This is a genomic window from Azorhizobium oxalatiphilum, from assembly GCF_014635325.1.
In the GTDB taxonomy this organism is placed as follows: domain Bacteria; phylum Pseudomonadota; class Alphaproteobacteria; order Rhizobiales; family Xanthobacteraceae; genus Azorhizobium; species Azorhizobium oxalatiphilum.
Genome location: NZ_BMCT01000007.1, coordinates 72,552 through 85,867, shown reverse-complemented (window position 1 = coordinate 85,867; position 13,316 = coordinate 72,552). Strand labels below are relative to the sequence as shown.

At 70.4% G+C, this 13,316-nt stretch carries 11 protein-coding genes; 5 read left to right on the top strand and 6 right to left on the bottom strand.

Features of this window, described 5'->3' with window-relative positions; all coding sequences use genetic code 11:
- The first annotated feature begins 41 nt into the window (after positions 1–41).
- The 5 genes from IEW24_RS20770 (at position 42) to IEW24_RS20750 (ending at position 5,275) form a co-directional block, all read left to right on the top strand.
- Positions 42–812, top strand: a complete 771-nt coding sequence (locus IEW24_RS20770; RefSeq protein ID WP_280514990.1) for an amino acid ABC transporter ATP-binding protein — start codon at positions 42–44, stop codon at positions 810–812.
- Between the two features lie 251 nt (positions 813–1,063).
- Positions 1,064–1,987 (top strand): 2-dehydro-3-deoxygalactonokinase, encoded by a 924-nt coding sequence (locus IEW24_RS20765; protein WP_188582260.1) that lies wholly within the window; start codon positions 1,064–1,066, stop codon positions 1,985–1,987.
- 51 nt (positions 1,988–2,038) lie between these two features.
- Positions 2,039–2,668 (top strand): 2-dehydro-3-deoxy-6-phosphogalactonate aldolase, encoded by a 630-nt coding sequence (locus tag IEW24_RS20760; RefSeq protein WP_188582258.1) that lies wholly within the window; start codon positions 2,039–2,041, stop codon positions 2,666–2,668.
- A 133-nt stretch (positions 2,669–2,801) separates the two neighbouring features.
- Complete coding sequence (locus tag IEW24_RS20755) at positions 2,802–4,127, top strand: protease (RefSeq protein WP_188582256.1); 1,326 nt, start codon at positions 2,802–2,804, stop codon at positions 4,125–4,127.
- Positions 4,124–5,275, top strand: coding sequence for an MFS transporter (locus tag IEW24_RS20750; protein ID WP_188582254.1), 1,152 nt, complete (start codon positions 4,124–4,126; stop codon positions 5,273–5,275). Before IEW24_RS20755 ends, IEW24_RS20750 begins: the two co-directional genes overlap by 4 nt.
- Before the next feature lie 57 nt (positions 5,276–5,332).
- Here the strand turns inward: IEW24_RS20750 and IEW24_RS20745 are convergent, their stop codons facing one another.
- From IEW24_RS20745 to IEW24_RS20720, 6 genes are all read right to left on the bottom strand, one after another.
- The gene (locus tag IEW24_RS20745; protein WP_188582252.1) at positions 5,333–5,557 is read right to left on the bottom strand and encodes an FmdB family zinc ribbon protein; all 225 of its coding nucleotides are present in this window, start codon (positions 5,555–5,557) and stop codon (positions 5,333–5,335) included.
- A 94-nt stretch (positions 5,558–5,651) separates the two neighbouring features.
- Positions 5,652–6,665 carry an alpha/beta hydrolase gene (locus tag IEW24_RS20740; RefSeq protein WP_188582250.1) on the bottom strand — a complete coding sequence of 338 codons (1,014 nt, stop codon included), beginning with the start codon at positions 6,663–6,665 and terminating at the stop codon, positions 5,652–5,654.
- Positions 6,666–6,802: 137 nt separating this feature from the next.
- Positions 6,803–7,426 (bottom strand): helix-turn-helix domain-containing protein, encoded by a 624-nt coding sequence (locus tag IEW24_RS20735; protein WP_188582248.1) that lies wholly within the window; start codon positions 7,424–7,426, stop codon positions 6,803–6,805.
- Between the two features lie 143 nt (positions 7,427–7,569).
- Entirely contained in the window at positions 7,570–10,455 is a 2,886-nt protein-coding gene (locus tag IEW24_RS20730; protein ID WP_210324264.1) for an ATP-binding protein, read from the bottom strand.
- 178 nt (positions 10,456–10,633) lie between these two features.
- Positions 10,634–12,244 (bottom strand): MFS transporter, encoded by a 1,611-nt coding sequence (locus IEW24_RS20725; protein WP_188582246.1) that lies wholly within the window; start codon positions 12,242–12,244, stop codon positions 10,634–10,636.
- Positions 12,245–12,360: 116 nt separating this feature from the next.
- On the bottom strand, positions 12,361–13,197 hold the full coding sequence (locus IEW24_RS20720; protein WP_373870112.1) for an alpha/beta fold hydrolase: 837 nt from the start codon (positions 13,195–13,197) through the stop codon (positions 12,361–12,363).
- Positions 13,198–13,316: the final 119 nt, after the last annotated feature.

Genomic DNA, 13,316 nt, shown 5'->3' with positions numbered 1-13,316 from the left:
CCCTTCCGCCTGTTCCAACGCCAAGCTTCGGAGAGACGCACATGACCAGCCCCAGCACCGCTCCCGGCGCCACCGGAGCCGTCATGATCCGCATGGAGAAGGTGGAGAAGTGGTACGGCACGTATCACGCCCTTCAGGACATCAACCTCACCGTCACCTCCGGCGAGCGCATCGTCATCTGCGGCCCCTCCGGCTCCGGCAAGTCCACGCTGATCCGCTGCATCAATGCACTGGAGCACCATCAGGGCGGACGCATCGAGGTTGATGGCACCGAGGTCGGCGCCTCCTCCAAGGGCCTCGACAAGGTGCGCGCGGAAGTGGGCATGGTGTTCCAGTCCTTCAACCTGTTCCCGCACCTCACCGTTTTGCAGAACTGCACTTTGGCCCCGCGCAAGGTGCGCGGCATCGCGCCCAAGGAGGCCGAGGCCATCGCCATGAAGTATCTGGAGCGGGTGCGCATTCCTGAGCAGGCGAACAAATATCCCGGCCAGCTCTCCGGCGGCCAGCAGCAGCGCGTGGCGATTGCCCGTGCGCTCTGCATGACGCCCAAGGTGATGCTGTTCGACGAGCCCACCTCCGCGCTGGATCCGGAGATGGTGAAGGAGGTGCTCGACACCATGATCTCGCTGGCGCAGGACGGCATGACCATGATCTGCGTCACCCACGAGATGGGCTTTGCCCGGCAGGTGGCTGACCGGGTGATCTTCATGGACAAGGGCGAGATCGTCGAGCAGGGCCCGCCCGAGACTTTCTTCGCCAACCCCACCAACGAGCGCACCCGCACGTTCCTCGGGCAGATTTTGCATCATTGAGCGAGAGGTCGCTCCGGGTCCCTCGCGTCCCGCCGCTGCGCGGCGGCCCCCTCCCCAACCCTCCCCCGCAAGCGGGAGAGGGGGTTTGCCTTTCAAGGGAGGATGAGTTGCGCTTGAACGATCGGGCGCGCACTCTCCGCCCGCGCAACAGGTCCCCTCTCCCGCTTGCGGGGGAGGGTTAGGGAGGGGGCAAGGACGCGACATCCCGGACGCAGCCCTGCCCCCACCGCCCGCCTTCAAGGACCCCGCCCATGATCAGCAGCGCCCCCGCCCTCATCACCCTCGACTGGGGCACCACCTCGCTGCGCGCCTATCTGCACGCCGCCGACGGCACCGTGCTCGACAGCCACGCGGCGGTGCAGGGCATCATGTCGCTGGATGGCTCCAGCTTCGCCGAGGTGCTCACCGCCAATGCCGGCGCATGGGCGCATACGCACGGAAAACTCCCCGTTCTGCTCTCCGGCATGATCGGCAGCCGGCAGGGCTGGGTGGAGGCGCGCTATGTGGCGCTGCCCGCCGGCCTGCCCGATCTTGCCGCCGGCCTCACCCCCGTGCCCGACGCGCCCCCCGCCTTCGGCCCCGTCTCCATCGTCCCCGGCCTGCTGCGCGACGAGGATGCCGCCCCCGACGTGATCCGGGGCGAGGAGGTGGAGGTGTTCGGCGCGCTGCACCATCTGGGCGTACATGACGGCCTGTTCGTGCTGCCCGGCACCCATTCCAAATGGGTGCGCGTGGAGGCGGGGCGCATCGTCGCCTTCTCCACCTACATGACCGGCGACGTGTTCGCGGCGCTCAGGGGCCACACCATCCTCGGCCGCATGATGCAGGCCGACGCCGCGCCCTCCCCGGCGGGCTTCCGCAGGGGCGTGGAGGCGGCGCGCGGCCTCAAGGGGCCGGGCGCGCTCATGGCCCGTCTGTTCTCCGCCCGCACCCTGCCGCTCACGGGCCGCATGGCGGAGACCGACAGCGCCGATTATCTCTCCGGTCTGCTCATCGGCGCGGAACTCAACGACGCCACCCACGGCCACGAGGCGTTCACGCTGGTGGCCAATCCCGGCCTGACCGACCGCTACGCCACCGCCGCCGAGATTCTGGGCCTGCCGCACCATCGCGCCCCGGCCCAGTGCGGCTCCACCGGCCAGTTCGCCGTGGCCCGCGCCGCCGGCCTCATCTGACGCGCGCCGGATCCGGCTTCGCGCCACGCCAACACAACAGGAGGCAACCCCATGCCGCTGTCCTTCACTGACGCCCTGAACGCCTGCCCGCTGGTCGCCATCCTGCGCGGCCTCACCCCCGCCGAGGCTCCCGCCATCGGCGCGGCGCTGGTGGAGGCGGGCTTCACCCTCATCGAAGTGCCGCTGAACTCGCCCAACCCGTTCGAGTCCATCCGGCTGCTGTCGGAAAAATTCGGCGAGAAGGCCATCATCGGCGCTGGCACCGTGCTCACCCCCGCCGACGTGGACAAGGTGGCGGAGGCCGGCGGCCGGCTCATCGTCATGCCCCATGCGGACGTGGAGGTGATCCGCGCCGCCAAGGCGCGCGGCCTCATCTGCACCCCCGGCGTCGCCACGCCCACGGAAGCCTTCGCCGCCCGCGCCGCCGGCGCGGACGCGCTGAAACTATTCCCGGCCGAGGGCATTCCGCCGCATGTGGTGAAGGCGTGGCGGGCGGTGCTCACCGACATTCCGCTGCTGCCCGTGGGCGGCATCGACGCCTCCAACATGGCCGCCTATCGCGCCGTGGGGGCCTCGGGCTTCGGCCTCGGCTCGGCCCTCTACAAGCCCGGCAAGGGCGCGGCGGAGATCGCCGTGGACGGGGCCGCGCTCATCAAGGCGGTGCGCGCCGCCTTCGCCTGAGCGCAGACGTTCACGAAACCGGATGGCGAGCCCTCGACAAGCGCCGACCGGCGCAGGTAACACATAACAGCACGCTGCCCCTGCGCGACGGCAGTGCCTGTGTCTTGCGCGTCACCTGTGCCCGAGCCGTCCCATGATCCAGCTTGCCCTCCTGCTCATCGGCGCGGATGCCATGCGCCGACGCTGGTGGGTGCTCGCCGGGCTGGGCATCGCCCTGCTGGTCCTCGCCGCGCTGCTGGTAGCCGATCTGGTTGATGGCCTCACCTTCGTGGCGGCGCAGGCCTTCGGCCTCGTCTTCCTGGCTCAGGGTGTGGTGGCGCTCATCGGTGTCGCCCGCGCCACCACGCTTGGGGGGCGGCTGCTGCATGGCCTCAAGGCCGGGCTGATGCTGCTGGCCGGCCTGCTGGTGATGGGCCACATGTACAATAGCGAGCACCTGCTGGCCTGGCTGCTCTGCATCAGTCTGGTGCTGGACGGGCTCACCCGCATCGGCCTCATCGCACTGGTGCGCTTCCGCCGCTGGGCACTCTCCGTCGCCATCGCGGCAGCGGAAATCGGCGTCGCCATCCTGCTGGTGGCGGAATGGCCGTTGCCGCATGCCTATAACGTGCCGGTCTGCATCGCCATCCTGCTGATGGGCTGGGGCCTCGATGTGCTGCGCATCGGCCTGTGGCTGCGCCGCGAGCCGGAGGAGATGGGCCTCTTCGCCTTGCCCGCCTTCGGCGCGCGCAACTGGAACGAGAACGCCCCCGTGCTGGTGCGCAGCGATGTGCCCGAGGCGCCGCCGGAAAGCCCGCTCACCGTGCGCATCTGGACGCCGCTGGGCTCGGCCGAGGTGACGGAGCGGCGTCCGGTGGTGGATCGCTATCTCGCCGCCCGCGACGTGAACGGCGGCATGTCCACCGGCCATTCGGCGCTGGAATACGGCGCGCTCTACATCAGCCACTGGCCGGGGCACGAGATCGACCCCAACCTGCCGGTCATGCAGCTGTTCGACGGCGGCAAGGCCGGCGACATGCCCGGCCTGTTCCAGCCCTCCTATGCGGCGGAACACGCGGCCTGGTGCGCCTGCACCCAGACCGTGCAGCTGGAGCATTTCAGCGTCCGGCGGCTGCGTGCCTACTGGGCCGGCTACCGGCAGGACGCCACCTACAACCTCACCAACCGCAACTGTTCCTCAGCGGTGGTGGGGGCGCTGGATTCGGCGCTGGAGGGCGTGCTGCTCAGCCGCTTCCCGTTGCTGCGCCTGATCGCGCTCCAGTTCAATCCGGACCTGTGGGCCGCCGCCTATCTGCGCTCGCGCGCGCATTCCATGTGCTGGACCCCCGGCATGGTGCTCGATTATGCGCAGGCGCTCAAACGTATCGTGGAGAGATCCCGCCTGCCCTGGACGGTGCGGGTGGCGGCCTTCCTCACCCGCCTGAAGGCGGACCGGACCATGCGGGAGACGGCGGGATGAGCGAAGCGGCGGGTGCGCAGGGGCGATCGGACATCCTGTCCCGCGCCGCCGTGATCCTCACGGCCATGATGTTCGGGCTCACCTATTCGCTGAGCGCGCCCCTCATCGCCATCGACCTTGCCCAGCGAGGCCTCGGCGACGGCCTGATCGGCGCCAATGCGGCCATGCATGCGGTGGGCGTGCTCATCACCGCGCTGCTGCTGCCGCGCCTCGTGGCCGGCCTCGGCCCGCGCCGTCTGATCCTGTGCTCCCTCGTCGGCTCGGCGGCGGTGCTCACCGCCTTCCCCTTCATGCCGGCGATCTGGCTCTGGTTCGTGCTGCGCGTGCTGTTGGGCATGTCGTCCGAAGCCCTGTTCGTGCTCTCGGAGACGTGGATCAACGCGCTCTCCACCGAGGACACCCGCGCCCGCTCCATGGCCATCTACACCGCCGCTCTGTCGGTGGGGCTGGCGCTGGGGCCGTCCATCCTCTCCGTGCTCGGCACGCAGGGCGCCCTGCCTTATCTGGTGGGGGCCGGCATCGCTTTGTGCGCGGCGGTCTTCATCCTCGCGCCCTTCGTGGTGGCGCCCACCTTCGAGAAGCCGAGCATCGCCAATCCGGCACGCTATTTCGTCCTCGCGCCCATCGCCATCAGTGCCACGGTGCTGAATGCGGCGGTGGAGACGGCGGGCCTGTCCTTCCTCGCGCTCTATGCCATGAACCTCGGCTGGGCAGAGGAGAACGCCACCCAGCTGATCACGGTGATGATGGTGGGCGCCATCGTCCTGCAATTGCCCATCGGCTGGCTGGGCGACAAGTGCGACCGCCGCATGCTGGTGATCGGCTGCGCCGTGGTGGCCGCGCTCGGTGCCGCGCTGTGGCCGCTGGCGCTGGGCAATGCGCTGTTCACCTATGCCCTGCTGTTCGTGTGGGGCGGGGCCTTCGTGGGCATCTACACGCTGACGCTGACCATCGTGGGCAGCCGCTTCAAGGGCGGCGACCTCGTGGGCATCTATGCGGTGATGGGGCTGGTCTGGGGCGGCGGCGCGCTGGTGGGCCCGCTCACCGCCGGCTTCGCCATGCAGGCCACCACCCACGGCCTCGCCATCTTCGCGGCGGCGGCCTGCGCGCTGTTCGCGGTGGCCGCCATCATCATCCGGAGAGCTTAAGGAGCCGGATCGGGTCAGTTTCAATCTGACCCGTGAATCCGCCTCCCGGCAAAACACTCAGCCGCCCTCGGAGCGGCTGAAGTTGGAGGTGTGGCCTTCGCGCCTGGCCTGCGCGCGGGCGGCCTTCATGAGGCCGGGGGTCTTCAGGTCGGGCGCCACGCGCGAGAGCAGGCGATGCATCTCCTTGCCGCCGCAGGCGGGGCAGATGGGCGTGTCGGACAGGCGCATCAGCAGTTCGACATCCTTGTCGCAAGTCGCACAATGAAAGCTGAACAAGGGCATGGCCCGCTCCCGCGGCCCGCGGCCGCTGCTGGATTCCTCACGCACGGCCCGCCCGGCGCGAGCGATGCTTTGCAGGAACGGGGCCAGCGGGCGGTCAGGGATGCAGCGCCGCCCGGAGCGCGCTGCCCACCTGCTGCAAAGCGCTGCGCGCGGGCGCGCTGTCGGCCAGCGGGTCCAGCACCATGAAGCCATGGATGGCGCCGAGATAACGCGTCAGCGTCACCTGCACGCCGGCCTGCATCAGCCGCCGACCATAGGCTTCCGCTTCGTCGCGCAGCACGTCGGCCTCGGCGGTGAGGATCAATGCCGGCGGCAGCTCCGCCAGATCATCGGCGCCGGCAAAGCAGGGCAGGCTCTCCATGCGCGCGGGCACCCCGCCGGGAAAGGCGAGGGTGAACAGGGCGCGCATGGTGTCCGCCGTCACCCACGGCCCCTGCCCGAAGGCGGCATAGGAGCCGGTCTCGCAAGGTGGGGCGATCACCGGACAGAGCAGGAATTGCAGGCGACTGCGCGGCCCCTGCCGCGCCCCGGCCATGAGCGCCACCAGCGTTGCCGTGGTGGCGCCCGTGCCGTCGCCGCCGATGGCGAAACGTGCCGCATCGAGGCCCAGCGCCCCGGCCTCCGCCACCAGCGCGCACAGCACCGCATAGGCCCGCGCGGTCTGCGCCGGGGCGCTGTGCGCGGGGGCGTGCACGCCTTCCACCAGCACCACCGCGATGCCGGCGGCGTCCGCCAGATCGGCGGCCAGCCGGCCATGGGTGCGGGCATCGCCGCCCACCCAGCCGCCGCCATGGAAATAGAGCAGGAAGGGGTTTTGCGCCTCAAAGCCCGGCGGACGGAAGACATGCAGGCACGCGCCCGCCGCCGGCCCGCCTGTCAGCGTGTGGCACACGGGAGCGGGACGCTCCGCGCTGCCGGTCTGCAAGGCGGCGAGGCGGGCGCGGATCTCGTCCCCGCCCAGCCGCGTGCCGGCACCCGCGCCCGCCTCCGCCGCATGGTCGAGGAAGGACTGGATGGCCACGTCCAGCACCGGATGGGCGGAGGCGGGCGTCGCCAGTCCCTCAGGCCCGGCGGGCATGGGATCGCCGGTTTCCGGTGATCGGGCCATGTGGATGTCCTCGTGCCATGCGGGCGTTTCTCCCACTGCTTTCGAGGCGGATGCAGGCATCCCCCTCCGGGTGCGCCGTGCGGCCTTGTGGCCGTCTGGCACCTCATGAAATCCGATGGGACCACGCCCCACCGGGCTCAGTTGTCGAAGGCTGCGGCCGCAAGGCCCTCCCGCCGCGCGCTGCCCGCGCGGCCGCGCTGCAGGCGCCGCCAGGCGTTCGGGCTGTCGCCCGTCACGCGCTTGAACACGCGGGAAAAGTGCGCCTGATCGGAGAAGCCGCAGCGCAAGGCGATCTCGGACAGCCCCTCATCGGTGGAGGTCATCACCTCCTGCGCCAGCGCCACCCTTCGGGCGATGACATAATTGTAGGGCGACAGGCCCATGGAGCCGCGAAACCGCTTCGAGAAATGGCTGGGGCTCAGGCGGGCCAGCGCCGCCAGCTCCTCGATGGCGATGTTGCGGGCGATATGCGTCTCCACGAAACGCGTCACCGCGCGCACCTGCCATGGCGCCAGCTGGCCACGCGCGGGCTCGCTCCGGGCCATCTCCTGCCGCTCCACCGCATCCTCCCGCAGCAGCGCTGCGGCACGGGCGATGCAGCCACGCGCACGGTCCATGTCCCCGCCCGCCGCGCGACCGAGCGCCTGCCCGGCCTCGTCCAGCAGCAGGCGCAGGCGCGCGCTCAGGGGCGGCGCAACGGGAAGGGTGGGCGTGATGTCCAACGGATCGTACGCCTGGGGGCGCTGAGCGGCCATGGCCATGGGTTTTCTCCACCAAGCCGGACGCGGGCGGGCATCCGGACGAGGAGACACTAGCTCCACCGCCCGCACAAGCCGCGTGAAGGTCTGTGAAGTGATGCAAAGCCGTCCCAAGCCCAAGCTTCCCAAGCCAACGCTTATCAGGCTCACGCGCTGGCACGCCGCAGGGACACGGGCACCGGCGCAAGCTCGGCCAGCAGACGGTCCGCCATCACGACATCGGACCCGCCGCGCCCGGGCAGAGCATCGCGCACCGCACGCAACAATCGCGCACCATCCGCCGCCGCCCCCTGCGCGCCCTTCAGGGCCGCAAGGCTGGTGGCGGCACGCAAGGCGAAGGAGCGCGCGCCATGGGCTTGCGCCAACGCCAGCGCGCGGGTGAGATCGCGTTCCGCCGCTTCCGGCTCGCAGGCGAGACGCCGCACGGCCCGCCGTCGCAGCAGCTCCGGCTGCGCCCATGAGGTCACGTCCAGCCGGCCGGCGGCTTCCAGCCGCGCCAGAGCCGCCTGCGAGCCGACGGTGACGAAGACTTCCAGCTGAACCATGTCAGCCGCCTCGGGCGGTCCCGCGCGCTGCCCCAGCGCCTCGGCGAAACCTTCGCCCCACAGCTGCCAGTAACGAAGGCCGCGCCGGGCCGCACGATCCATGAGGCCCGGCAGCAGCAGCTGGGCGAGATTGGTGTCGCCGCTCCACAGCGCCACCGGCAGGGCGCCCACCACGTAGCAATAGCAGGTGGAAAGGTCATGCCGCACCGAACCATAGGTGGCGCAGCCATGGGCCAGCTCCAGCGCCTCGTCCACATGGCCCTCGATCCACAGCGTCCGCATGCGGAAGGCGAGCGCGGAAATGCGCGCGTCCACCTGCGAGGCAGTGGCATAATTGGGCCGGGAGAAGGTGCGGTCGGTGCCCATCAGGCCCTCCACCACCGCGCGGCATTCGCCATGCTGGCCGAGGAAATGGCGGGAGATGGCATACATGCGCCGGCCGCTCGCATGGCCCGGCGGATCTCCGGGCGGGTCGCCGGCCTCGGCTCCGCCCTCGGGCGAGAGCGCCTCATAGGCTTTCGCCGCCTCAAGGCTGGCGGCATAGTCGCCGGAGAGCAGGCGCTGGGCCCAGATGCCCCACAAAGCGCGGCGCTGAAGGGTGGCCTGCCCCAGGCGCGCGGCCATCTCCTGCGCCGTGGCGAAGGCTGAGGCCATCTCCGGGCCGGCGCCGCGCACGTGCCAGAGCGCGTGGCCATACGCGGTCAGCAGGCCCACATGCTCCGCCGAGCCGGTGAAGGCGGCGAGATCCGCTCGGTTGAGCGCGCGCTCGGCAAGCTGCATGAATTCGGATGGCAGCGACAGGTCGAACCAGATGAACGCCGCCGTGCTGAGCAGCTGCACACGCACCGCATTGTCGCCCTCGGCCGAGAAGGCCCAGTCGAAGGCGGCGCGGATATCGTCGATGCGGCGGCTGCAAGCCGCGATCCACTCGCGCGTGGCCCGCCCTTCCCAAACGCCATGGGCATCGGAGAACAAGGCGCAGAAATGCCGGGCGTGGCGGCGGCGCGCGGCGCTCTCCTCCGGCGTGCCGGCGAGATGGCGCAGGGCATAGTGGCGGGTGGTGTCGAGGAAGCGATATTCGGAGCGCCCCGCGCCCCCTTCCAGCACCAGCAGCGACTTGCCCACCAGATCCGTGAGGGCATCGAAGGCGGCGGCCTCGGTGAGGTCCGGCCCCACCGCCACCGCCAATGCCGCGCGCAGATCGAAGCTACCGGTGAAGACGGCAAGCCGCCTGAGCGCCATCTGGCTTGGTGCATCCAGAAGCTCGTAGCTCCAGTCCAGCACCGCGCGCAGGGTCTGCTGGCGCGGCAAGGCCGTGCGCTTGCCCTGCGTGAGGACCGCAAAGCGGTCGTCGAGCCGACCGGCAAGCATGGCGACGTCCATCACGTCGAGGCGGGCGGCGGCGAATTCCAGCGCCAGCGGCAGGCCGTCCAGCCGCACGCAGATGTCGCAGACCGCCGCCACATTGGCCTCGGTGAGCGCAAACGTCTGCTGCACGGCGCGGGCGCGCTCCACGAACAGCTGCACGGCAGGCGCCTGCGCCGCATGCGCCACGCTCAGGCGATGCTCAGGCCCCGGCACGCCGAGCGCCGTCAGACGATGCACCCATTCGCCGTCCACCCGCAGCGGCTCGCGGCTGGTGAGCAGCAGGCGCACGGCGGGTGCGCCGCGCAGCAGCGTCTCGGCCAGCTCTGCCACCGCATCCACCACATGCTCGCAATTATCCAGTAGCAGCAGGACCGGGGGGCCAGCGAGCGCGGAGGTGAGCGCGACGCTCGCCTGCTCCGCCACCGCCGCCAGTCCGAGCCGCGCCGCGACGGTGGACGCCACCAGCGCGCCGTTCGTCACCGGGGCGAGATCCACGAAGCAGGCGGCATGGCCTGTCTCCACCGCATAGGCATGGGCAACCGCCAGCCCGACGCGGGTCTTGCCGATGCCACCCGGCCCGGAGATGGTGAGCAGGCGGTGCCGCTTCACCTCGGCCAGCAGCCCATCCACCAGCCCGCCCCGGCCGATGAGATTGCAGAGCGGCGCAGGCAGAAGGGAGGGGGCGAGAACCGCAGCAGGCTCTGCCGCAATGCCGGCCACGGGGGCGGCGAAACGATAGCCCCGGCCGGTCTCGTTGACGATGAGGCGCAGCTCCGGGCTATCGCCCAGCGCCTTGCGCAGGGCGGCCACATGAACGCGCAGCGCGCTCTCCTCCACCGCCATGTCCGGCCAGATGCGGGCCATGAGCGCCTGATGGGTGACGAGCGTACCCGGCGTCTCCAGCAAAACGAACAGGATGTCGCGCGCCCGGCTGCCGATGCGCACCGGCGCGCCCGCCCGCGTCACGGAGCGGGTGGCGGGGTCGGCCCTGATGTCACCGAAAGTGAAGGGGCCGGCGAGCGATCCCGACCCGGCCGGCCGCGCGCCGCCGAAGCCCGCCACCATGGCGGGCCGGGCCCCGGCGCCCCGGAACGTGTCCTGATCGGATCTGTGGTTCATCGGCCCCCGAACGGTCGCTGCGGATGCGACGGCCGAGCCGAATGAACCGGCTGCGTCCCCGAGCTGCCCGTCGCTTGCCACCAGAAGACCGGACGTAATGGCCGTTGTCTTGAATGCTATAGCCCCCGGCAACCCGCTCACAGGGACGTGAGCGGGTTGCCGGGCATGATGGTAACGCTCAGTGTTTCCGCTGCGTCTCCAGCGTCAGGAAGTGCCGCACCACGGGCGCCTCCGGCCCCATGTGATAGCGGGTCATGGCGTTCTGGAGGTCGGCATCCGCATGGGAGACGCGGCGGTGCTGGCGCAGATGCTCGGCCCAGCTTTCCACCATGAACCACTCCACCAGCTTCTCGGGGTCCGCCGCATCCTCGGTGATGCCGCAGGCATAGGCGCCATCCCGCCGCCGCTCCTCGGCGAAGCGCAGGGCCGCGTGCTGGAATTTCTCGCGGTTCTCCTTCGCCACGCGATACTCGATCAGCACCATCACCGGCCCGCGATCATGCTCCACACCCTCGGCCACCAGCGGCTCCGGCCAGTGGCTGGAAGGCTGGAGATCCTCCTCGCCCTTGGGCAGCTTGAAGCGATGGAAGAGGGTGGCCGCAGCGGCAAGGGCGACCGCCGAGATGAGCATGGCACCGCGCACGCCGGTCTCCTGCGCCACGAAGCCCCAGCACAGGCTGCCCACCGTCATGGCGCCGTTGAACACCGTGAGATAGACGGCGAGCGCACGGCCGCGCACCCAGTTGGGCAGGATGGCCTGTGCCACGCCGTTCAGCGTGGTCAGCGAGGCGATCCAGGCCGCGCCCAGCACCAAGAGCAGCGCCACCGCCACCGGCTTGGGCGGCGCCAGCGCGAGGATCGCCATCACCACCGCCGTGGTGAGCGCCGCCACCAGCAGCAGGCCATCGGCGGACAGGCGGGCACGCAGGCGCGGCAGCAGCACCGCGCCGCCGATGGCGCCAAGGCCCACCGCGCCGAGCAGCACGCCATAGAAGGCGGCATCGCCCTTCAGCAGGTTGCGGGCGATCAGCGGCAGCAGCGCCCAGGTGGCGCTGGCGAACAGGAAATGCACGGCGGCACGGGCCAGCACCCGATGCAGCTCGCGGCTGGCGCGGGCATAGCGCAGACCGGCGCGGAAGGCGCCCGCGAAGTTCTCGGACAGCGCATCATCCGCATTCGCCGGCCGACGCCACCACAGCAGGGCACCGATGACGAAGACATAGCTCAGCACGTCCGCGCCATAGGTGACGGAGGCGCCGAAGGCCGCCAGCAGCATGCCGCCGCCGGCCGGGCCGATGGCGCGGGCCACGTTGATGCCCAGCGAGTTCAGCGCGATGGCCGCGCGCACGTCGCTCTTGGGCACCAGATCAGGAACGATGGCCTGCCACGTGGGCGCCATGAGCGCGGCGCCGATGCCGCCGATGAAGGTGAGGCCCACCAGCATGCCCACGTTCAGGATGCCGCTGTGGGAGAGGATGACGAGGCTGGCGCTGACCGCCGCCAGCAGAAGCTGGACCGCGATGAGGAAGCGCCGCCGGTCGAGGATGTCCGAGAGCACGCCGGCGGGAATGGCGAGCAGGAAGATGGGCAGCGTTGCCGCCGCCTGCACGAGCGCCACGGCGGCGGGGGAGCCGGAGAGATCCGTCACCAGCCAGGAAGAGGCCACATCGCGCATGAAGCTGCCGATGTTGCCGAGGATGGTGGCGGCCCAGAGCACCGCGAACACGGGGCGGCGCAGCGGGGCGAAGCTGCCGGCGGTGGTGGCGGCAGAGGCGGGGGAAGCGGCCATGCGGGGCGGCCCTCATTGTGGGCCGGAACACCTCGAAGCCAGTGGCCCACCGTGCTGCGGCGCTGATCAACAGGAACCGCCGCCGGCGCGGGGGGATGCGCCGGCGGCGGGGAGGCTCAGCCCTTGATGAAGGCGAGCAGGTCGGGGTTGATCACGTCCGCATGGGTCGTGAGCATGCCGTGCGGGAAGCCCTTGTAGACCTTGAGCGTGCCCTTCTGGACCAGCTTCACCGACAGTTCGGACGAATCCGCGATCGGCACGATCTGGTCGTCATCGCCATGCATGACGAGGGTGGGCACCGACATGGCCTTGAGGTCTTCGGTCTGGTCGGTCTCGGAGAAGGCCTTGATGCCTTCGTAATGGGCCTTGGCGCTGCCCATCATGCCCTGCCGCCACCAGTTCTCGATGACGCCCTGCGAGACCTTCGCGCCCGGCCGGTTGAAGCCGTAGAAGGGGCCGGCGGCAACATCGAGGAAGAACTGCGCGCGGTTCGCCGCGAGCTGGGCGCGGAAGCCGTCGAACACCTCCATGGGCAGGCCGCCGGGATTGCTGGCGGTCTTCACCATGATCGGCGGCACGGCGCTGACCAGCACCGCCTTGGCGACGCGGCCCTGCGGCTGGCCGAACTTCGCCACATAGCGGGCGACCTGGCCGCCGCCGGTGGAGTGGCCGATGTGCACGGCGTTCTTCAGGTCCAGCTTCTCCACCACGGCGGAGGCGTCGGCGGCGTAATGGTCCATGTCATGGCCATCGCTCACCTGCGTGGAGCGGCCATGGCCCCGGCGGTCAAACGCCACCACGCGAAAGCCCTTGCCGAGGAAGTACAGCATCTGGGCGTCCCAGTCGTCCGACGACAGCGGCCAGCCGTGATGGAAGACGATGGGCTGGGCATCGCGCGGACCCCAATCCTTGAAGAAGATGTCCACGCCATCCTTGGTGGTGACGAAATCCATGGGACCATGTCCTGTGCTGGGAGAAGAGGAAGCGGCGCTCACCGAGAACGGGAGCAGCGCGGAAGCGGCCGTGACCGCGACGCCGATGAGGGCGTCGCGGCGGGACAAGGCGAAGGCCG